The 20,711-nt window shown below is 63.9% G+C and carries 24 protein-coding genes and 1 pseudogene; 9 read left to right on the top strand and 16 right to left on the bottom strand.

The features are described 5' to 3' along the window. Positions 1–1,191: 1-deoxy-D-xylulose-5-phosphate synthase (gene dxs / locus B2V21_RS20615; RefSeq protein WP_286917884.1), on the top strand; the 1,191-nt coding region annotated here is incomplete at its 5' end. 45 nt (positions 1,192–1,236) lie between these two features. On the opposite strand, the gene ribA is transcribed toward dxs, so the two are convergent. From ribA to nrdR, 10 genes are all read right to left on the bottom strand, one after another. Next, on the bottom strand, positions 1,237–1,878 hold the full coding sequence (ribA, locus tag B2V21_RS20610) for a GTP cyclohydrolase II (RefSeq protein ID WP_049860805.1): 642 nt from the start codon (positions 1,876–1,878) through the stop codon (positions 1,237–1,239). A 102-nt stretch (positions 1,879–1,980) separates the two neighbouring features. Further along, entirely contained in the window at positions 1,981–2,724 is a 744-nt protein-coding gene (locus B2V21_RS20605) for a substrate-binding periplasmic protein (protein WP_282348619.1), read from the bottom strand. Between the two features lie 37 nt (positions 2,725–2,761). Continuing rightward, entirely contained in the window at positions 2,762–3,271 is a 510-nt protein-coding gene (locus B2V21_RS20600; RefSeq protein ID WP_049860803.1) for a phosphatidylglycerophosphatase A family protein, read from the bottom strand. Beyond that, positions 3,268–4,233 carry a thiamine-phosphate kinase gene (thiL, locus tag B2V21_RS20595; protein WP_286917883.1) on the bottom strand — a complete coding sequence of 322 codons (966 nt, stop codon included), beginning with the start codon at positions 4,231–4,233 and terminating at the stop codon, positions 3,268–3,270. Before thiL ends, B2V21_RS20600 begins: the two co-directional genes overlap by 4 nt. A 17-nt stretch (positions 4,234–4,250) precedes the next feature. Further along, positions 4,251–4,751 (bottom strand): transcription antitermination factor NusB, encoded by a 501-nt coding sequence (gene nusB, locus B2V21_RS20590; protein ID WP_049860802.1) that lies wholly within the window; start codon positions 4,749–4,751, stop codon positions 4,251–4,253. Continuing rightward, positions 4,748–5,224, bottom strand: a complete 477-nt coding sequence (gene ribE, locus B2V21_RS20585; protein ID WP_049860801.1) for a 6,7-dimethyl-8-ribityllumazine synthase — start codon at positions 5,222–5,224, stop codon at positions 4,748–4,750. Before ribE ends, nusB begins: the two co-directional genes overlap by 4 nt. A gap of 133 nt (positions 5,225–5,357) precedes the next feature. Continuing rightward, positions 5,358–6,449, bottom strand: coding sequence for a bifunctional 3,4-dihydroxy-2-butanone-4-phosphate synthase/GTP cyclohydrolase II (gene ribBA, locus B2V21_RS20580; RefSeq protein WP_056843970.1), 1,092 nt, complete (start codon positions 6,447–6,449; stop codon positions 5,358–5,360). A gap of 34 nt (positions 6,450–6,483) precedes the next feature. Continuing rightward, positions 6,484–7,146, bottom strand: a complete 663-nt coding sequence (locus tag B2V21_RS20575; RefSeq protein WP_049860799.1) for a riboflavin synthase — start codon at positions 7,144–7,146, stop codon at positions 6,484–6,486. Between the two features lie 45 nt (positions 7,147–7,191). Next, positions 7,192–8,355 (bottom strand): bifunctional diaminohydroxyphosphoribosylaminopyrimidine deaminase/5-amino-6-(5-phosphoribosylamino)uracil reductase RibD, encoded by a 1,164-nt coding sequence (gene ribD / locus B2V21_RS20570; protein WP_286917882.1) that lies wholly within the window; start codon positions 8,353–8,355, stop codon positions 7,192–7,194. Between the two features lie 5 nt (positions 8,356–8,360). Further along, the gene (gene nrdR, locus B2V21_RS20565; protein WP_161804299.1) at positions 8,361–8,825 is read right to left on the bottom strand and encodes a transcriptional regulator NrdR; all 465 of its coding nucleotides are present in this window, start codon (positions 8,823–8,825) and stop codon (positions 8,361–8,363) included. Between the two features lie 107 nt (positions 8,826–8,932). On the opposite strand from nrdR, the gene B2V21_RS20560 reads away from it, so the two are divergent. Beyond that, positions 8,933–9,394, top strand: coding sequence for a YbaY family lipoprotein (locus B2V21_RS20560; protein WP_122742731.1), 462 nt, complete (start codon positions 8,933–8,935; stop codon positions 9,392–9,394). A gap of 100 nt (positions 9,395–9,494) precedes the next feature. Continuing rightward, entirely contained in the window at positions 9,495–10,367 is an 873-nt protein-coding gene (trxA, locus tag B2V21_RS20555) for a thioredoxin (protein ID WP_282348614.1), read from the top strand. 39 nt (positions 10,368–10,406) lie between these two features. Here trxA and B2V21_RS20550 read toward each other — a convergent pair whose 3' ends face one another. Further along, entirely contained in the window at positions 10,407–10,763 is a 357-nt protein-coding gene (locus B2V21_RS20550; protein ID WP_049860796.1) for a hypothetical protein, read from the bottom strand. Positions 10,764–10,946: 183 nt separating this feature from the next. On the opposite strand from B2V21_RS20550, the gene B2V21_RS20545 reads away from it, so the two are divergent. The 5 genes from B2V21_RS20545 (at position 10,947) to B2V21_RS20525 (ending at position 14,848) form a co-directional block, all read left to right on the top strand. Further along, a complete protein-coding gene (locus B2V21_RS20545; protein WP_134723826.1) occupies positions 10,947–11,540 on the top strand; it encodes a DUF2796 domain-containing protein in 594 nt (197 codons plus the stop codon). Between the two features lie 3 nt (positions 11,541–11,543). Further along, positions 11,544–12,263 carry an ABC transporter ATP-binding protein gene (locus B2V21_RS20540; protein WP_090360660.1) on the top strand — a complete coding sequence of 240 codons (720 nt, stop codon included), beginning with the start codon at positions 11,544–11,546 and terminating at the stop codon, positions 12,261–12,263. Further along, positions 12,263–13,528, top strand: a complete 1,266-nt coding sequence (locus B2V21_RS20535) for an ABC transporter permease (protein ID WP_090360663.1) — start codon at positions 12,263–12,265, stop codon at positions 13,526–13,528. Before B2V21_RS20540 ends, B2V21_RS20535 begins: the two co-directional genes overlap by 1 nt. An 11-nt stretch (positions 13,529–13,539) precedes the next feature. Then, positions 13,540–14,055 carry a DUF3299 domain-containing protein gene (locus tag B2V21_RS20530; RefSeq protein ID WP_286917881.1) on the top strand — a complete coding sequence of 172 codons (516 nt, stop codon included), beginning with the start codon at positions 13,540–13,542 and terminating at the stop codon, positions 14,053–14,055. A 94-nt stretch (positions 14,056–14,149) separates the two neighbouring features. Further along, on the top strand, positions 14,150–14,848 hold the full coding sequence (locus B2V21_RS20525) for an OmpW/AlkL family protein (RefSeq protein ID WP_122742706.1): 699 nt from the start codon (positions 14,150–14,152) through the stop codon (positions 14,846–14,848). A gap of 65 nt (positions 14,849–14,913) precedes the next feature. Here B2V21_RS20525 and B2V21_RS20520 read toward each other — a convergent pair whose 3' ends face one another. From B2V21_RS20520 to B2V21_RS20500, 5 genes are all read right to left on the bottom strand, one after another. After that, positions 14,914–15,843 carry an NAD-dependent epimerase/dehydratase family protein gene (locus B2V21_RS20520; RefSeq protein ID WP_286917880.1) on the bottom strand — a complete coding sequence of 310 codons (930 nt, stop codon included), beginning with the start codon at positions 15,841–15,843 and terminating at the stop codon, positions 14,914–14,916. Continuing rightward, the gene (locus B2V21_RS20515; protein ID WP_056843961.1) at positions 15,836–16,720 is read right to left on the bottom strand and encodes a sugar nucleotide-binding protein; all 885 of its coding nucleotides are present in this window, start codon (positions 16,718–16,720) and stop codon (positions 15,836–15,838) included. The genes B2V21_RS20520 and B2V21_RS20515 overlap by 8 nt, the downstream gene beginning before the upstream one ends. A gap of 161 nt (positions 16,721–16,881) precedes the next feature. Further along, the gene (locus B2V21_RS20510) at positions 16,882–18,015 is read right to left on the bottom strand and encodes an acyltransferase family protein (protein WP_286917879.1); all 1,134 of its coding nucleotides are present in this window, start codon (positions 18,013–18,015) and stop codon (positions 16,882–16,884) included. A 292-nt stretch (positions 18,016–18,307) separates the two neighbouring features. Next, on the bottom strand, positions 18,308–18,838 hold the full coding sequence (locus tag B2V21_RS20505; protein WP_043192553.1) for a single-stranded DNA-binding protein: 531 nt from the start codon (positions 18,836–18,838) through the stop codon (positions 18,308–18,310). Between the two features lie 9 nt (positions 18,839–18,847). Next, positions 18,848–20,242 (bottom strand): MFS transporter, encoded by a 1,395-nt coding sequence (locus B2V21_RS20500; protein WP_056843959.1) that lies wholly within the window; start codon positions 20,240–20,242, stop codon positions 18,848–18,850. A 165-nt stretch (positions 20,243–20,407) separates the two neighbouring features. Between B2V21_RS20500 and B2V21_RS20495 the strand changes: the two are divergent. Then, positions 20,408–20,711: pseudogene (locus B2V21_RS20495) on the top strand (excinuclease ABC subunit UvrA); the annotation flags it as partial.

Genomic DNA, 20,711 nt, shown 5'->3' with positions numbered 1-20,711 from the left:
GAGGAATACGCCAAGGGCATGCTGGTTCCCGGGACCCTGTTCGAAGAACTGGGCTGGAACTACATCGGTCCGATCGACGGCCATGACCTGCCGACCCTCGTCGCCACCCTGCGCAACATGCGCGACCTCAAGGGTCCGCAGTTCCTGCACGTGGTCACCAAGAAGGGCAAGGGGTTCGCCCCGGCCGAGGTCGACCCGATCGGCTACCACGCCATCACCAAGCTCGACCCGCTAGACGCGCCGGTCGCCGCTCCCGCCAAGACCAGCGGGCCGAAGTACTCGGGCGTATTCGGGCAATGGCTGTGCGACATGGCAGAAGCCGATCCTCGCCTGGTCGGCATCACCCCGGCCATGAAGGAAGGTTCGGACCTGGTGGCGTTCAGCGAGCGCTTCCCCGAACGGTATTTCGACGTGGCCATTGCCGAGCAGCATGCGGTGACCTTGGCTGCCGGCATGGCCTGTGAGGGCACCAAGCCGGTAGTCGCGATCTACTCGACGTTCCTCCAGCGCGGTTACGATCAACTGATCCACGACGTGGCGGTGCAAAACCTCGACGTCCTGTTCGCCATCGACCGCGCCGGCCTGGTGGGCGAGGACGGCCCGACCCACGCCGGCAGCTACGACCTGTCGTACCTGCGCTGCATCCCCGGCATGCTGGTGATGACGCCCAGCGATGAAAACGAGCTGCGCCTGATGCTCAGCACCGGTCACCACTACCCAGGTCCGGCAGCCGTGCGCTACCCACGCGGCAACGGTCCGGGCGCGGCGATTCACCAGGGCCTGGACAGCATCGAGATCGGCAAGGGCGTGGTCCGTCGGAAAGGTCGTGGCGTTGCCATTCTGGTGTTCGGCGTGCAGCTGGCCGAAGCACTGAAGGTGGCGCAAAAGCTGGATGCGACCGTCGCCGACATGCGCTTCGTCAAACCGCTGGACGAGCAACTGGTGCGCGAACTGGCCGAGAGTCACGATCTGCTGGTCACGTTGGAAGAGAACGCCATCATGGGCGGTGCCGGTTCGGCGGTCAGCGAGTTCCTGGCCCGCGAAGGCGTGCTCAAGCCTGTATTGCACCTGGGCTTGCCGGACACCTACGTGGAACACGCCAAGCCGGCGCAGATGCTGGCCGAGTGCGGCCTGGATGCCGCCGGCATCGAAGCCGCCATCACCCTGCGTCAGCGTCTGTTGCAGCGCTGACGACATCGCAATGCAGGGCCGACGGCGTCGGCCCTGCATTGCACACTACAGCCCTTCGCTACCCTTGCGGATCGTGCCGACGACTTCGCCCTGATGCTCGTTGCCCATCATGTGGCCAAGCTTGCCGGCCTTGGTCGCCAGGTAGTATTTGTTGTGGGGGTTGTGCCCGGTGTGCAGTGGCACCCGCTCGGCAACGTTGATGCCCATGTCGGTCAACGCTTTGACCTTGCGCGGGTTGTTGGTCATCAAGCGCAAGGCTTTGACACCCAGGTGTTCGAGCATCGGTTCGCACATGCCGTAGTCGCGTTGATCGGCAGCGAAGCCCAGGCGCTCGTTGGCCTCGACCGTATCGGCACCGCCGTCCTGCAGTTCATAGGCACGGATCTTGTTCAGCAAGCCAATACCTCGACCCTCCTGACGCAGATACAGCAATACGCCACGGCCTTCACGGGCAATGGCCTGCAACGCGGCCTCGAGCTGCGATCCGCAGTCACAGCGCTGGCTGAACAGCGCATCCCCCGTCAGACATTCCGAATGCAGGCGCCCCAACACGGGTGCACCGTCAGCCACATCGCCCAGGCTGAGCACGACATGCTCGCGGCCTGTGGCCTCATCGAGAAAACCATGCATGGTGAACAAAGCGAAAGGCGTGGGAAGCTGAGAAGCAGCGACAAAAACGACGGGCACCGGGTGCTCCTGATTCTTGATGAACTTGACAAGGGCAGTATTGTAACAGCAGCTCTGCGGGCCTGCTCAGCGGATGATCGTGGCGCGCTTTACACACGCCGGTCAAGGCGCTGGCTGGGGGGCATCGAATGGATAAGGTTGGCCCCAGCGCTGGTAGATCCCGCGCAACTGTCCGCCTTGGACCAATTGCTCCATGCGCTGGTCATAGATGGCCAGCAACGCCCGCCCACGTGCGCTGTCGTTGAAGCCCAGGTACAACGGCAGCTCGGCCACGTGTATACGCTTGAAACGGGCGGGATCGGCCGCCTCTCGCAGGATGACTTCGATTTCGGTCAGGGCATCGACGTAATAGTCGGCACGGTCGTGTTCGAGCATGGGCAGAATGCCGTTGCGGCGCTGAACCTCGTTGTAGATTTTCACGTTCGGCAGGTATTTCTGGAACTGGTAGCCCCGCACCCAGGCCAGGCGATAGCCACCCAGACTGGTGAAATCGACCTGAGGCTTGTCGACCAGGCTCAGGGCGTAGATGTGATCGGTGTCGTAATGCCAACGTGGGTACAGGGCCTGCGTCTCGTTCTGGTACGAACCGACCCAGGCATCGGCCTGGCCCTGCTGCACCAACCCCACCGAGCGGATGTAAGGCGCGGTGTGGATGACCACGGTGACACCCGCCGGCTGGAACACTTCTCGCAACACGTCCCAGGCCAAGCCCTTGCCATCGGCGTCGGTGTAGTCCTCCCATGCCTCACTGACCAGATCGATGCGGGCCGGCTGCGGCAACGCGCCTGCGATGGCCGCCCCGCAGATCAGCACCGCTGCGCCCAGCAGCCATCGCCATCGACCCATCCGTTGCGCCCTCATAGCCGACCCAAGCCAGGCCGGTTCACACGAAGCTCCAGCCCCACACCAGCAATTGCATGGCCAACCAGGCGAAGACCCCGGCCAGCACATCGTCGAACATGATACCCACACCCCCATGCACATGGCGATCTATCCAGCGAATCGGCCACGGCTTGAGAATGTCGAAAAAGCGGAAGACCAGAAACCCCACCAGCAACCACACCCAACCTTCGGGCACCAGCCACAGGGTGATCCACATGCCCACCATCTCGTCCCAGACGATGCCTTCATGGTCGTGCACACGCAAATCGTCGGCGACCTTGCCGCACAGCCAGATGCCGAACAGCATGCTCACACCCAGCATCAGCCAGTAGCCCCAATCGGGGAGCATCTGCCACAACGGAATGAACGGCACGGCGACCATCGACCCCCAGGTGCCCGGCGCCTTGGGCAAGGTTCCGGAGCCGAAACCGAAGGCCAGGAAATGCCATGGATTACGCCACACCGAAGGGGGCACGAACTCCGCTGGAACCTGGTTGGGATGGTCTGTCACGGTGTCTCCGCAAAATGTTGGTAGCCCCGGATGGTCGGGGTGATGTCCTGGCCGTGATGATCGACCAGCGTGACGCCTTCGCCAACACTCGCTTGGCCGATGACGAAAAACACCTCGCCCTGCGCGCGCAGGGTGGCTTCTTCTTCAGGAGGCAGGGTGAACGCCAGTACATAGTCGTCACCCCCACTCAGGGCTGCCGACCAGGCACCTTCCAATCCCAGCAGCGCCTGCAGGGCATTGGACACCGGTAGCCGCTCGCGTTCCACCCGCAAGGCGACTTTCGAGGCCCTGGCGATGTGGCCGCAGTCGGCCAGCAGGCCGTCGGAGATGTCCAGCGCTGCGCTGGCCCGGCTACGCAATGCCTGGCCCAGTACGAACTGCGGCATCGGCGACCAGTAGTGCGCCAGCAACGGCCCGGCCACCTCCGGCTCGGCGCGACATTGGTCCAGCACCAGTGGCAGGGCGCCTGCGGCGTTGCCCAGCCTACCGCCCACGCAGAGCAGATCTCCCGGTCGGGCGCCGCTGCGGGTCAGGGCCTGGCCTTGAGGAATGCTGCCGAAGACTGTCAGGGTCAAACTCAGCGGGCCACGGGTCGTGTCGCCGCCGACCAGGCGCAGGGCGCAGCGTTCGGCCATGGCATCCAGGCCGCTGGCGAACTCTTCCAGCCATTGCGCCGAAACGCTGGGCAAGGTCAGGGCCAGGGTAAAGGCCAGGGGGCTGGCGCCCATGGCGGCCAGGTCGCTGGCCGCAACGGCCAGGGCGCGCTGGCCCAGCAGGAAAGGATCGGCACCGTCGGGAAAATGCACGCCCGCCACCAAGGTGTCGGTGGAAACCGCCATCTGCTCACCCGGCGCCAGTGCCAGCAAGGCGCAGTCGTCGCCGATGCCCAAGGCGACACCCTCGCCGGCCCGCGCACAGGACGCCGCGGCGAAATAGTGTCGGATCAGCTCGAATTCGCCCATGGGCTGCATGTCCGCGATCAGCGCTTGTGCGCTGCTACTTCCGGGCCACGCAGGCTCGGCGCCAGCTTGTCGAGCACGCCGTTGACGAACTTGTGGCCGTCGGTGGAACCGAACACCTTGGCCAGCTCGATGCCTTCGTTGATGACCACGCGGTACGGCACGTCGACACGCTTGAGCAGTTCCCAGGTGGACAGGCGCAGCACGGCGAGCTCGACCGGATCGAGCTCCTCGATGGTGATGTCCAGGCAGGGCGCCAGCGCGCTGTCGATTTCATCGCGGCTGGCCGGCACACCGTGCAGGATTTCGCGGAAGTACGCGCCATCTATATCGCTGAAGTCGTTATCGACGCGAAACTGCGCTTCGATCTCGTTCAACGAGTGCTTGGCCATGTGCCACTGGTACAGGGCCTGGGTCGCCAACTGGCGGGCTTCGCGACGCTTGGCGCTGCGCGAAGGCTTGCCGGCGTCTGCAGGCTTGGGATCGCGCGGGTTGAAGCGATCGCTTTCGTCGTTGATCACTTGGCCTCCAACTGCGCCAGCAGGCTGACCATTTCCAGGGCCGACAGCGCAGCTTCGGCGCCCTTGTTGCCGGCTTTGGTGCCGGAACGCTCGATGGCCTGCTCGATGGTGTCCACGGTCAGTACGCCGAAGGCGACCGGCACGCCGAACTCCATCGACACCTGGGACAGGCCCTTGGTGCATTCACCAGCGACGTATTCGAAGTGCGGCGTGCCGCCCCGAATGACGGCGCCCAGGGCGATGATCGCGGCGTATTCGCTTTGCTGGGCGACTTTCTGTGCAACCAGCGGGATCTCGAACGCACCGGGGGCGCGAATGATGGTGATGTCGCTTTCGCTGACGCCATGGCGAACCAAGGCATCGATGGCACCGCTCACCAGGCTTTCGACGACGAAGCTGTTGAAGCGGCCAACCACCAGGGCGTAGCGACCTTTGGGGGCGATGAAGGTACCTTCGATGGTCTTCAGGGTCATTCGGGTCTGTCTCATCTTAAAGAGCCAGGCCGCCTGTGGGCGGCCTTTGCGGATAATGGATCACGAATATCGACGCTGCGGTTCGAGCACGCCGCCATCTGGGCGGCACTGCGGCGAACCTTGCAGCCAGTCTTTATTCGGAGGGCACGTATTCTACAACTTCCAGATCGAATCCGGATATCGCATTGAACTTCATCGGCGAACTGAGCAGGCGCATCTTGCGCACGCCCAAGTCCCGCAGGATCTGTGAACCGGCGCCAACGATGCTGTAGGTGGTCGGTGTTTTTGCCGTGGCCTGCCCGGCGCTTTCGCGCAGGTGCGCCAGCAACACATCACCGTCCTGCTGATGACCGAGCAGCAGCACCACGCCGCTGCCGGCCTCGGCCACCGCGCTCATCGCGGCCCGCAGGCTCCAGCGGCCAGGCTGCTTGACCATCAGCAGGTCGCGCAACGGGTCCATGTTGTGCACCCGCACCAGGGTCGGCTGGTCCGCCAGCACGGTGCCCAGGGTCAGCGCCATGTGCACGTCGCCTTCCACCGAATCGCGGTAGGTCACCAGGTTGAACTGGCCCAGCTCACTGTCCAGCGGCTGCTCGGCAATCCGCTGAACGGTACGTTCATGGATCATCCGGTAATGGATCAGATCGGCGATGGTGCCGATCTTGATGTCATGCTCGGCGGCGAACACTTCCAGTTCGGCACGACGCGACATGGTGCCATCGTCGTTCATCACCTCGCAGATCACCCCGGCCGGCTCGAAGCCGGCCATGCGCGCCAGGTCGCAGGCCGCTTCGGTATGACCGGCGCGGGCCAGGGTGCCGCCCGCCTGCGCCATCAGCGGAAAGATGTGCCCGGGGCTGACGATGTCTTCGGCGCGGGCCTCGCGAGCGGCCGCAGCCTGAACCGTGCGTGCGCGGTCGGCGGCAGAGATGCCCGTGGTGACGCCGGTAGCTGCTTCGATGGACACGGTGAACTTGGTACCAAAGCCCGACCCATTGCGCGGTGCCATCAGCGGCAGCTTGAGCGTCTCGCAGCGCTCGCGGGTCATCGGCATGCAGATCAGGCCGCGCGCATGGCGGGCCATGAAGTTGATGTGCTCGGCCTTGCAGCATTCGGCGGCCATGATCAGGTCGCCTTCGTTTTCGCGGTCTTCGTCATCCATCAGGATGACCATCTTGCCCTGGCGGATATCTTCCACCAGTTCCTCGATCGTGTTGAGCGCCACGCGGCACCCCCTTGTGTTCAGAACAGCAGACTGTTCAGGATTTCAGGTAGCCGTTGGCGGCCAGAAAGCTTTCGCTGATCCCGCCATGACTCGACTCGCTGGCCTTGTCGCCCAGCAGCAGTCGCTCCAGGTAGCGCGCCAGCAGATCGACCTCGAGGTTGACCAGGCGACCGGGACGGTAGTCGTCCATGATGGTTTCGCTCAGCGTGTGCGGGATGATCGTCAACTCGAACTCGGCGCCGTCCACGGCGTTCACGGTCAGGCTGGTGCCGTCGACGGTGATCGAACCCTTGTGGGCGATGTACTTGGCCAGTTCCTTGGGCGCGCGGATACGGAATTCCACGGCTCGGGCATTTTCCTGGCGCGAAACCACTTCGCCGACACCGTCGACATGGCCGCTGACCAGGTGCCCACCCAGACGCGTGGTGGGGGTCAGGGCCTTTTCCAGATTGACCCGGCTGCCGTTCTTGAGCTGGTGGAAGGCGGTGCAGTCCAGGGTTTCGCGGCTGACGTCGGCAACGAAACCATGGCCTGGCAGTTCGACAGCCGTGAGGCAGACGCCGTTGATGGCGATGCTGTCGCCCAGCTTGACGTCACCCAGGTCGAGCTTGCCGGTGTCCACGTGGACGCGCACGTCACCGCCCTTGGGGGTCAACGCACGGATGCTGCCGATGGATTCGATGATACCGGTGAACATGAGTTCTCCTCCAGAACTGGGCTGGCGCCAGGCGCAAGCCGAAAATTATACGCGCTTTGTCGGCACCGTAGCGGGCTGTAGCGCGGGGTTCGGGGCCGGGACGGCGATCACCCGCCAGTCGTCGCCCACCGCAGTCATTTCGATGATCTGCAAAGGCGCCGCTTCGCTCATGCGCTCCAGCGGCCAGTCGAGCAAAGGTCGCGCCGTGGAGCCCATGAACTTGGCGGCGATGAACAGCTGGTATTCATCCACCAGGCCTTGCCGCGCGAAGGCACCGGCCAGGCTCGCCCCGGCTTCCACCAGCACTTCATTGATGCCTCGCCGTGCCAGCTCGATGGACAGTTGCGGCAGGTCGACCCGGCCGTCCTCGCCACACAAACTCAGCAACTCATGGCCACCATGGGCGTATTGCGGATGCGCTGCCGCGTCTGCGCAGGTCACCACCAGCGCGGGCCCTGCCTGGAAGAACGGTGCATCCAGCGGCACCCGCAGGCGACCGTCGATCAGGATACGCAACGGGATGCGGCGGGTCGCCAGTTCGACGGTCTCGGCATCCAGCCCCAGCTCGGCGGCGCGTACGGTCATGCGGGCGCCGTCGGCGATCACACTGTCGGCGCCGGTCAGCACTGCACTGGATTGCGCCCGCAGGCGCTGCACCGCCGAGCGCGCAGCGGGCCCGGTGATCCATTGACTCTCGCCGCTGGCCATGGCCGTGCGCCCGTCCAGGCTCATGGCCAGTTTCACCCGAATGTATGGCTGGCCGTGCTCCATGCGTTTGAGAAAACCGAGGTTCAGCGCACGCGCCTCGGTCGCGAGCAGCGGACAGGTAACGGCGATGCCCGCTTGCCGCAGACGTTCCAGGCCCTGCCCCGCCACCTGCGGATTGGGGTCTTGCATCGCCACCACCACCCGCGCCACCCCTGCTTCGACCAACGCCTCGGCGCACGGCGGTGTACGTCCATGGTGGCTGCACGGCTCCAGCGTTACATAGGCCGTAGCACCGCGGGCGCGATCACCGGCCTGACGCAGTGCATGAACTTCGGCATGAGGGCCTCCGGCCTGGACATGCCAGCCTTCGCCAACCGTTTTGCCGTCCCGCACGATCACGCACCCCACGCGCGGGTTGGGGTGCGTGGAATACACCCCCTTGCGTGCCAGTTCCAGGGCACGGGCCATGTGCCGGGCGTCGTTGGCTGCCAGATCGGACATGCAGGTCACTCCTTGGCCGGCTCACGGGCGAGGCGGTCGATTTCCTCACGGAATTCGTCCAGATCCTGGAAGCGCCGGTAGACCGAAGCGAAACGGATGTAGGCCACTTCATCGAGCTTCTGCAGCTCGGTCATGACCCACTCGCCCACGACCAGCGACTTGACCTCGCGCTCGCCCGTGGCGCGCAACTGATGCTTGATGTGCACCAACGCCGCCTCAAGACGCTCGACGCTGACCGGGCGTTTTTCCAGGGCCCGCTGCATGCCGGCGCGCAGCTTTTCCTCGTCGAAGGGCTGGCGGCTGCCGTCTTGCTTGATCAGCCGTGGCAGCACCAGTTCGGCGGTTTCGAAGGTGGTGAAACGCTCACCACAGGCCAGGCACTCACGGCGCCGGCGAACTTGCTCGCCCTCGGCGACCAGGCGTGAATCGATGACCTTGGTGTCGTTGGCACCGCAGAAGGGACAGTGCATGGTGGCAGGCAACAAAAAAAGGGAGGGCCATGGTAGCGCATCCCACTGGCAAGACAAGCCCGAGCCTTTGCGGTATACAGACGGATCTACTTTTGTTGGATCTCGAAATGCCGTCCAAGTCGCTCGTTCTGCTCGCTCTTTTCAGCCTGCTCGCCGCCTGCAGCAGTGATGCGCCCAAGCCTGCGGCCAGCGCCACACCGCCCGCAGCCGCGCCTGCGCCGGTTATCAAGGCCCCCGTCGAACTCGGCCCGTTGCCTGCCTACCAGCGTCAGCTCAGCGGCAACCTGCTCGGCGTGCCTGCCGGTGCCGAGGTTGAAATGGCCTTGCTGGTGATCGATTCGAAGGGACGTCCGCAAAAGCTGCTGGCCAGCGCCAAGCAACGCGGCACCGCGCAACCACTGCCCTTTCAGCTGCGCTTTGCTGCCGAAGCTTTCCCGGCAGGCTCGCGGGTCGAGTTGCGCGCCCGCGCCAGCCAGTCGGGGCAGTTGATCCTGCACCTGCCTGCGGTGCAGATCAGCCAACCGACCACCCAACTGCTGGGCAACCTGGAAATGATCAAAGCCCCCTGAAACGGCCTGACAGCGCCCGCCACCTGGCCATCCGAGCGGCGGTGGTGGGCCTGATTCGAATCCCTTATAGTCCACCGAACCGCTGATCCTCGAGATTCACATGAGTCAAGAAACCCCCTACATCTTCGACGTGACCACTGCCGATTTCGATCAGGCCGTCATCCAGAATTCCTACATCAAGCCCGTGCTGGTGGACTTCTGGGCCGAGTGGTGCGCCCCCTGCAAGGTGCTGATGCCCTTGCTGCAACAGATCGCCGAAAGCTATGCCGGCGAATTGGTTCTGGCCAAGGTCGACTGCGACGCCGAGCCCGACATCGTCGGCCGCTTCGGCATTCGCAGCCTGCCCACCGTAGTGTTGTTCAAGGATGGTCAACCCGTGGATGGCTTCGCAGGCGCCCAGCCCGAATCGGCCATCCGCGCGCTGCTCGAACCTCACGTACAGATGCCGCCACCGCCAGCAGCCGATCCGCTGGAACTGGCGCAGGCGCTGTTCAGCGAGAGCCGTTTCGGCGAAGCCGAGCAGACCTTGAAGGGGCTGCTGGCCGAAGACAATGCCAACCCTGGGGCGTTGATCCTGTTCGCCCGCTGCCTGGCCGAACGCGGCGAGCTGGACGAAGCGCAGCAGGTGCTCGACGCCGTCAGCGGCGACGAGCACAAGGCTGCGCTGGCCGGTGCCAAGGCGCAGCTGACGTTCCTGCGCCAGGCGAAGGCCCTGCCCGACGTGGCCGATCTCAAGGCCCGCCTGGCTCGCGACGCGGGCGACGACGAAGCGGCGTACCAGTTGTGCATCCAGCAGCTGTCGCGCCAGCACTACGAAGCCGCCCTCGATGGCTTGCTCCACCTGTTCATGCGCAATCGCAGCTACAGCGAAGGGCTGCCGCACAAGACCTTGCTGCAAGTGTTCGAATTGCTCGGCAACGATCACCCGCTGGTGACCACCTACCGCCGCAAGTTGTTCGCCGCCCTGTACTGATGGGTTGCGCAGGGCCTGCCAGGCGAGCGGTCCGTCCCGCTAGCCGACCCAGCAATAGACCGGCGCATCCGCGCCGGCTTCCACCTTTACCTGCGGGCAATGGCGCAAGCGCACCAGCATTCGCTTGCCGGCCGCCACGTCACCCACCAACCCCTGGACCTGATCCAGCAACGCCGGACCCTCGATACGCCCTGCCTGCTCCAGCAGCAACAGCACGCTGCGCCAGGCGCCGTCGTCCTGCGCCTTGCCCTTGCCCGGCGCGGGCGTCGCTGCCGACGTCGGCGCAGCTTCGACAGCCGTCGCCAATGGGCCGGTGAGGTGCGCCCAATCCTGGGCGTCCATTTCTATGGCCAGGTCCACCGGCAGATTGCCGACGGTGCCTTTGATTCTGATCATGCGGATGCCCTTTCATAACGAGGCCTCGTTGTAGCAGCGCCCCGCCGGTGAAGCAATCCCGCCTTCGACATCACGCCGTCCGCGCCCGCTGCCTGAAGCGAACATGAATCTTTCCCCAAGCATGGTCACGAAATGTAAATTTGTTATAACATTGCGTCTCCATATCGCTGACGAGATTCCCTTATGCGCCGTCTCATGCTTGCCCTGCCCTTTGCCCTGCTGCCCCTCGTCGCCCACGCCCACGAGGAGGGCCACGATCACGAGCATGAACACGAGCACGGCAGCCTCGGCGCCCATGAACATGGCGTGGCCCGCCTCGACGCTGCCCTGGATGGCCAGACGCTGGAACTGGAGCTGCAAAGCCCGGCCATGAACCTGGTGGGCTTCGAACACGCCGCCAGCAGCGATGCCGACAAAGCCAAGGTCGCCGCAGCCCGCAAGACCCTGGAGCAACCCCTGGCGCTGTTCAGCTTGCCCGCCGCAGCGGGCTGCAAGGTCACCGACCAGGAACTGGAAAGCCCGCTGTTCGGCGACAAGCCGGATCACGAGCACGGCGCCACCGAAGCCAAGCAAGGCGATGAGCACCATCACGAGCACAGCGAGATTCACGCCCACTACCACTTCACCTGCGCGTCGCCGAAGGCCCTCGACCACCTGGACCTTGCGCGCCTGTTCAGCACCTTCCCCGCCACCCAGAAAATTCAGGTACAACTGATCGGCCCGTCCGGCCAACAGGGCACGGACCTCACTCCCACGCAAAGCAGCCTGAAATTCTGACCCATGAGCGATGCATTGATCGAGCTGGCCGAACTGGGCTTTGCCTGGCCCGGCCAAGCGATGTTGCTGGATATCCCCGCATTCCGCCTGGAGCGGGGGGAAACCCTCTTTCTCAAAGGCCCCAGCGGCAGTGGCAAAACCACCCTGCTCGGCTTGCTCGGTGGTGTGCACAGCCCGCAGCACGGCAGCGTCCACCTGCTCGGTCAGAACCTGAGCGAGCTGAGCTTCGCCGCCCGTGACCGGTTTCGCGTCGAACACACCGGCTACATCTTCCAGCAATTCAACCTGCTGCCGTTCCTGTCGGTGCGCGAAAACGTGGAACTGCCCTGCCGCTTCTCCCGACGCCGCGCCGATCGCGCCGGGCAGCGCCATGGCAGTGTTGCCCAGGCGGCTACCCAACTGCTGGCTCACCTGGGACTGCGCGACCCGGACCTGCTCCAGCGTCGCGCCGACACCCTGTCCATCGGTCAGCAGCAAAGGGTCGCCGCCGCACGCGCGCTGATCGGCCAGCCCGAACTGGTGATCGCCGACGAGCCGACTTCGGCCCTGGACAGCGATGCCCGCGAAGCCTTCATCCAACTGCTGTTCGCCGAATGCCGCGCAGCGGGCTCGAGCCTGCTGTTCGTCAGTCACGATCAAAGCCTGGCCCCCTTGTTCGACCGCCATCTATCCCTGGCCGAGCTCAATCGCGCAGCGCGCCCTGCCTCATCCGAGGTGTCTTGATGTACCTGCTTCGTCTTGCCCTGGCCAGCCTGGCCAATCGCCGCTTCACCGCATTTCTGACCGCCTTCGCCATTGCCCTGTCGGTGTGCCTGCTGCTGGCTGTGGAACGTGTGCGCCACGAAGCCCGCGCCAGCTTCGCCAGCACCGTCAGCGGTACCGACCTGATCGTCGGCGCCCGCTCCGGCTCGGTGAATCTGCTGCTCTACTCGGTGTTTCGCATCGGCAACGCCACCAACAACATCCGCTGGGACAGCTTCGAGCATTACGCCAGCAACCCGCAGGTCAAATGGGCCATCCCCATCTCGCTGGGTGACTCCCACCGCGGCTACCGGGTCATGGGCACCAACCAGAGTTATTTCGAGCACTACCAGTACGGCCGTCATCAGTCCCTTCAACTGGCCCAGGGCCGCGCCTTCCAGACCGATCCTTTCGAAGTCGTGCTCGGCGCGGAGGTGGCCGACGCCCTGCACTACAAACTCGGCGACAAACTGGTGCTGGCCCACGGCGTGGCGGCCATCAGCCTGGTCAAGCACGACGACAAGCCGTTCACCGTCGTCGGCATCCTGGCGCGCACCGGCACGCCCGTCGATCGCACGCTGCACATCAGCCTGGGCGGCATGGAAGCCATCCACATCGACTGGAAAAACGGCGTACCGGCCCGCGGCGCCGGACGAATCAGCGCCGACCAGGCGCGCAACATGGACCTGACACCCAGCGCCATCACCGCCTTCATGGTCGGCCTCAACAGCAAGATCGCCACCTTCGCCCTCCAACGCGACATCAACGACTTTCGCGGCGAACCCCTGATGGCGATTCTTCCCGGCGTCGCCCTGCAAGAGCTGTGGAGTCTGATGGGCACGGCGGAACAAGCCCTGTTCGTCATTTCGGTGTTCGTCGTGCTCACCGGTCTGATCGGCATGCTCACGGCGATCGTCACCAGCCTCAACGAGCGCCGCCGCGAGATGGCCATTCTGCGTTCGGTCGGCGCCCGTCCCTGGCACATCGCCGGTTTGCTGATTCTTGAAGCCTTCGCCCTGGCGCTGGTGGGGATCCTGGCCGGCATGGCATTGTTGTACCTGAGCATTGCCTGCGCCCAAGGCTACGTGCAGTCCAACTACGGCCTGTACCTGCCCTTGAGCCTGCCCAGTGCCTATGAGTGGTCGTTGCTGGGGATCATCCTCGCAGCCGCTGTGGTCATGGGCGCGATACCGGCCTGGCGTGCCTATCGGCAATCCCTGGCCGACGGCCTGTCGATCCACCTGTGAGGATTCAACCTATGTTGCGCGCGGTAATGGCCCTGTTGCTGCTGACCAGCCTGTCGCTGTCTGCGGCCGAGCTCAAGGAAGTCAGCTGGGAGGCACTGATCCCGCCGGATGCGCCCAAGCTGGTACCGCAGATGACACCCATGCACGACCTGGCGCAGATGGGCACCGCGCTGGCCGAAGCCGGGCCCGCCGCCCATCAGCAGGCGCCGGACGCACCGGTGGTCCAAGCACTGGACGGTCAGCAGCTGCGCATCCCCGGCTACATCGTGCCGCTGGAGGTCAACGAGTCGGGACGGACCACCGAGTTTCTGCTGGTGCCTTACTTCGGCGCCTGCATCCATGTGCCGCCCCCGCCGTCGAACCAGATCGTGCATGTGACCACCGCCGTCGGGGTGAAGGTCGAAGAGCTCTACCAGCCTTACTGGATCGAAGGGCCGATGCAGGTCAAGGCCAGCACCAGCGAGCTGGCGCAGGCCGGCTACCAGATGGCTGCTGCGAAGATCTACCCCTACGAACTGCCGGACTGAGCCATTGGCCTTTTATTGAGCCAGATCAAAAAACCGAGCCGGTGCACTGACTACCATTGGGCGAATTTCCTTCGCATTGCCCAATGGAGCTCCCATGAACAAGTCCTTGCTCGGCGCCTCACTGATTGCCATGGCGCTGGCAACCCCCCTGGCCCAGGCACACCAGGCCGGCGATCTGATCATCCGCGCCGGCGCCGCCACCACCGCCCCCAATGAAGACAGCGGCCAACTCAAGCTGGACGGCGCCAAGGTCGCGGGCACCAAGGCCACCCTGGACAGCGACACCCAACTGGGCCTGGCCTTCGCCTACATGCTCACCGACCACGTCGGCATCGAGCTGCTGGCAGCCACGCCGTTCCAGCACACCGTGGGCGTGCGCGGAGTCAGCGCTGCCACCGGCATCGCCGGGCTGGACGGGAAACTGGCGGACGTCAAGCAACTGCCTCCCACCCTGTCCCTGCAGTACTACCCACTGGCGCCGACATCGCGCTTCCAGCCGTACGCGGGCGTGGGCATCAACTACACCCTGTTCTACGACGAAGACCTGAGCGGTGCGCGCAAGCAACAGGGCTTCAACAACCTGAAGATTCAGGATTCGGTGGGCTTCGCCGGGCAACTGGGGTTCGACTACATGCTCAGCGAGCACATGATGGTCAACGCGTCGGTCTGGTACGTCGACATCGACACCAAGGCCAGCGTCGACGGTCCTACGGCGCTGGGCGTAGGCCGCACCAAGGTCGACCTGGAAGTCGACCCGTGGGTGTACATGGTCGGTGTAGGCTACAAGTTCTAGACGCGCTTGCCGTCGCCCGCCCTTCGCCCGTTGCGGGCGTGGGCTGGCACGTGAAAGTGAAAAGCCTACAACCCGAGCAGGCGCCGCAGCCCTTCTTCCAGCGGCGTCACCGGCCCCAGTTTGAAGCGTTCCAGCAGTCGGGTATTGTCGGCCCGCGAATGACGGATATCGCCCCCCCGCGTCGGCCCATGGCTCACCGCCGGCAAACCACCCAGCACCGCCCCCAGCCCCGCCAGCAACTGGTTCAATGAAGTCGCCTGATTCAGCCCGACATTCACCGGCCCCGCCTGCACATTCGGCTGCTGCAACCCCTGCATCAGCAAGGTCACCAGATCGCCCACATAGAAGAAATCGCGGGTCTGCTCGCCATCGCCGAACAGGCTGATCGGTTGCCCACGCTGCGCCCGCTCGCTGAAAATACTGATGACGCCCGAGTACGGCGAGGAAGGATCCTGCCGCGGCCCGTAGATATTGAAGAAGCGAAACACCACCGGCTCCAGCCCATGCTCGCGACGGTAGAAGTCCAGGTAGTACTCACTGGCCAGCTTGTCCGAGGCATAGGGCGTCAAGGGTGCCTTGGTGGTGTCTTCGCCAACCGCTTCGCCCTCGCCATTGTTGCCATACACCGCGGCGCTGGAAGCGAACAGCACACGCTTGACCCCTGCCAGGCGCATCGCTTCGCACAGGTTCAGGGTGCCGATGAAGTTGCTCTGATGGGTTTTCACCGGATCGTCCACCGAGGCCTGCACCGAAGCGACCGCTGCCAGGTGCACCACCGCCTTGCAGCCGCGTACCACCTGGGTCATCAGCGCGGCGTCGGCGACATCGCCCTCGATCAGTTCCAGCCGGGGGTTTTCCATCGGCAGGTTGCTGCGCTTGCCCGTGGACAAGTCATCGAGCACCCGCACCGAGTGACCGGCGCCCAACAACGCATCGACCAGATGGGAGCCAATGAAACCGGCGCCGCCGGTGATCAGAATGGGTGTATCAACCATGTCGGTAGTATCTGTCCAGAAGGCTCGGCAACCCCGAACGCCAGGCGCGCGGCTTGATGCCGAAAGTGTGCAAAATTTTCTTGCAGGCCAGTACCGCGTGTTGCGGTTCTTCCCCTGCATCAGGTCGCGCGGCGTGGGCCTGCGCGGTGGGCGCATCGATCGCCAGCGAATGCATCGTCTTGGCTTCGCTGATGATCGCCTGGCCCAGGGCCAGGGCGGTGGTCGCCTCGTTGCCGGCGTAGTGGTAGGTGCCCCACAGCGGCGCTTCACAGTCCAGCTGCTTGAGCACCGAGAGGATCACCCGTGCAGCATCGTCCACGGGGGTCGGATTGCCGCGTCGGTCATCGGCCAGAGGCAAGGGTTGCGGCAACTCGGCACGCCGCAGGTAACGGCCCAGTACGCCGTCGGCGCTGTCGTCCAGCAGCCAGCCGAAACGCAACAGCACATGCCGCGGGCAGGCCGCACGCACGCTCTGCTCGATTCGCCAAAGTGCCTGACCGCGCAGGCCCAGAGGCACCGGCTCGTCCTTTTCGCTATAGGCAGTGGCCCGCGAGCCATCGAACACACGATAGCTGGAAGGCTGCAGCAGCACGATCTGATGCTCCTGGCATCGCTCGGCCAGACGCTCCACCGCGAGCTCCTGCTGGTCCAGGCGCGCCTGACTCACGGCATCGGCCTGAAACCAGTCGAAGTAGTACGCCAGGTTGATCAGCGCATCGGGGCGGGTTTCATCGAGCAGGTCGGTGAGGCTGGCCGCATCCCAACCAGCGTCCGGTGGACGTGGAGCCAGGAAGCCGATGCCCTCTTCCGCTCCAAGGCGAATCAGCGCATGCCCCAGGGCATTCCCACCGCCCAACAGCATAAGGCGCATTCGCATAGAGTCAGCAGGTCCGTTCAAATTGACAGTTCAGATTAACCGCAGGCGCGTGGTCGACGATCAAACCTTCGCCCGCACTCGAATCGAACAGCCATTTTGCGTTTTTCTGACGCTGACGTCACGCGCTATCAAAAAGAGGGGTTCGTGGCAGCGCCGCAGCCTCAGCCCGGCACGGCCCGCGCAGGCAATCGCTGCCCCAGTAAACGACGCCCCCACTTCTGTCCGTTGACCTCGACCAAGTGGTAGGTGACGAAGGAAATTCCGATCACGGCCAGCAATACCAGGCCCACGAGCAGGTTGTTGAGCCACGGATAACCGCTGTCCAGATAACGGAAATCTCCGAACACCGGCGCCAGTGGCAACCCGGTCTTCTTCTCCAGCACCATGAACAGCAGGATCAACACACTCAAAATGATCACATGGGTCAGGTAGATCGAGTATGACAGCCGCCCCAGCAACTCGAACAGACGCGCCTTGAGCAGGCTGGAAACAATGCCGGCATCGAACGCATACAAGGTCACAGTCACGCAGAACAGCACGCTAGCCAGCACGGCCTTGTTCGGGCTGTCGCTGCTCAAGGTCCACACAATCAAAGCGCCCGCCAGCATTTCCAGCAGCGATGCCACGCCAAACCCCAGCTGCACCCGTTGGCGCAGCGCTTCGAACACCTTGTAGCACAAGGCACCAGCGAAGAAGCAGGTCAGCCCCTTGTAGGCCAGCGCGGTAAACGGCCCCGACCCGCTGTACAGCATCGCCACGGCGACGATGACGATCCCCGCCCACACCAGCACCCGCCGCGCCGACGTGCACAGCACCACCGCGGCGAAAATCAGATACATGTAGTACTCGATGCTGATGCTCCAGGAGGGGTAGTTGAACGACATGTTCTCGGTCAACGGCGTCCATGCCTGGATCAGCAACAGGTTAGGCAGGATCTGCGAAGGCGCATACATGCCGGTGAACGGCTCCTTGTTGAAGCTGACCCCCTGCTGCGCCGCGCCCCACTTCACGAACTCGAAGACGATGAACACTCCCAGCAGGCACACGTGCAGTGGCGCCAGCCGAAACGTACGCAGAATGAAGAACCGCCGCAGGTCCAGATCGCGCCGCGCACCATAGGCATGAGTGATCACGAACCCGCTGAGCACGAAGAAGAAGTCGACGAACAGATCGGCACTGCGAAAGAACGCCAGCTCGGTCAGGCTGCCCACCACATGCAGGTGGTACAACACCACCGCCAATGCGCAGATGCCGCGAAGACTGTCGAGCGCATGAAAGCGATGACCTGATGCCATGGAATGATTCCGTTCGAAGGGGTGTATCGGCTGCAGGCATTGCGCTGTAAGCGACAGCACGTGGGCAACAGGACCGCTAATTTCGAAAAATCTTAGTGAAGCGACGGGGCTGCGGCAAGAAAATACGCGATGCATATATTTATATTTTGCCGCTGCAAAAACAGCTGAAAAACTGACGCCAAATGAGCCCGCGAAGGCTGGTTGGAAGCCGCGAGCTCGCCTGCTTTTTGGCGAGCAACAAAAAGCCCCGCTGCCGGGTGGCAGCGGGGCTTTTTCGGTTCAGGCAGGCAGCTTAGAACGGAATATCATCATCAAAGCTGTCAAAGTCCGGAGCCGGTTGCTGCGCCGGCTGCTGCTGGGCAGGCGGAGCCGAACGCTGCTGCGGTGCCGACTGCTGTGGACGCGGCGCCTGCTGGCGTGGGGCCGGTGCCGACTGCTGGTAGTTGTTGCCACCGCCGCCCTGCTGGTCGTTGTTCTGCGGACGGCCGCCCAACAGCTGCATGGTGCCCTGCATGTCGACGATGATCTCGGTGGTGTACCGCTTGATACCGTCCTTTTCCCACTCGCGGGTCTGCAGCTTGCCTTCGATGTACACCTGCGAGCCTTTGCGCAGGTACTCACCGGCGATCTCCGCGACCTTGCCGAACATCGACACACGGTGCCACTCGGTACGCTCGACCTTCTGGCCGCTCTGCTTGTCGGTCCACTGCTCGCTGGTGGCCAGGCTCAGGTTGGTGACCGCGTTGCCGTTGGGCAGGTAGCGAACTTCCGGATCCTGACCACAGGTGCCGACCAAAATGACTTTGTTAACCCCACGGGCCATATCGTTCTCCTAGGCTTCGCACGCAGTCGGCGCTGGGTTGACCAGGCGCTCGAGGGCGGTGCGATCCAAAATTTCTTTGTCCAATTTGATATAGATGGCAGCTTCTTCTGCTACCACCACCGCATCTGTTACACCGGGCACGGTTTTCAACCGCTCGGCCAATCCCGTCTCGCGCATCGCTTGGGGCGAAAGCGGCAAGCGCAGACTGGTCACGTAGGGTGGTTCGCGCATAGTAACAGCTATGGCCAGCCACAGGGCGCACAGCGCCGCGCATCCGATGAAGACCACACCCAGGCCACCGTGCTGGAACAACCAGCCACCCAGGATGCCGCCCATGGCCGACCCCAGGAATTGACTAGTGGAATACACCCCCATGGCCGTCCCCTTGCCACCGGCCGGCGAAACCTTGCTGATCAACGAAGGCAGCGACGCCTCGAGCAGGTTGAACGCGGTGAAGAACACCACCGTACCGATCACCAGCGCCTTGAGACCGTCGCCGAACGCCCAGAAGAACAGCTCCACCAGCATCAGGGTTGCCACCGCGCCCAGCAGAACACGCTTCATCTTGCGCTTCTTTTCGCCGTAGATGATGAACGGAATCATTGCGAAAAAAGATACGACCAGCGCCGTCAGGTAAACCCACCAATGCTGTTCCTTGGGCAATCCGGCGCGCTCCACCAGCGCCAGCGGCAACGCAACGAAGCTGGCCATCAGGATCGAGTGGAGGACGAAGATGCCCAGGTCCAGGCGCAGCAGGTCGGGGTGCTTGAGCGTGGCCAGCATCTCGCCCCGGGCCACGCCCGACTCGCGATGCCGAGTGTGGGCCGTTGCCTTGGGCACGACGAAGGCCACCAGCACGATGCCGACCAGAGCCAGCACACCGGTCGCCAGGAACAGCCCATGCAGGCCGAAGGCGCGGGTCAGCAGCGGCCCGACCACCATCGCCACGGCGAAGGACACACCGATGCTCATGCCAATCATGGCCATCGCCTTGGTGCGGTTCTGCTCGCGAGTCAGGTCCGAGAGCAGAGCCATGACCGCCGCCGATATCGCCCCGGCACCCTGCAGGATGCGTCCTGCGATTACGCCCCAGATGGAATCGGCCTGGGCCGCGACCACACTGCCGATGGCGAAGATCACCAGCCCGCCGTAGATCACTGGGCGACGGCCGATGCGGTCGGAAATGACCCCGAAAGGGATTTGCAGAAAGGCTTGGGTCAAGCCATAGGCGCCGATCGCCAGACCGATCAAGGCCGGGGTGGCACCTGCCAGGTCCATGCCATAGGTCGCCAGTACCGGCAAGACCATGAACATGCCCAGCATGCGGAAAGCGAACACCAGGGCCAACCCGCTGGCTGCGCGGGTTTCACCGCTGCTCATGCGTTCGCTGTGGGGATCGTGCATGGATAAACCTCGTGTGAACCGGTGACGATTCTACCAGTCCCACCCATTAACGGCACAGATGGCGACGCTATGACGCGCCTTCTTCATCTTTGCGCGCACGCACCGTGCGGTGCCATTGACAAGCCCCGTATACTCACCTGTTTACGCCCGCCGCGCGAGGCCGCCTTGGACAAGATTCTGGTACGTGGGGCTCGAACCCACAATTTGAAAAACATCGACCTGACCCTGCCCCGTGACAAACTGATCGTCATCACCGGGCTGTCGGGTTCAGGCAAATCCTCCCTGGCTTTCGACACCCTCTACGCCGAAGGCCAACGCCGCTACGTCGAATCGCTGTCGGCCTATGCCCGGCAGTTCCTGTCGATGATGGAAAAGCCCGACGTCGACACCATCGAAGGTCTGTCGCCGGCCATTTCCATCGAACAGAAGTCGACGTCGCACAACCCCCGCTCCACCGTCGGCACCATCA

This window comes from Pseudomonas sp. UBA6276, assembly GCF_002438365.1.
GTDB lineage: Bacteria > Pseudomonadota > Gammaproteobacteria > Pseudomonadales > Pseudomonadaceae > Aquipseudomonas > Aquipseudomonas coleopterorum.
Note: the sequence above shows the minus strand (reverse complement) of the source record. Positions and strands in the feature narration are given on the sequence as shown.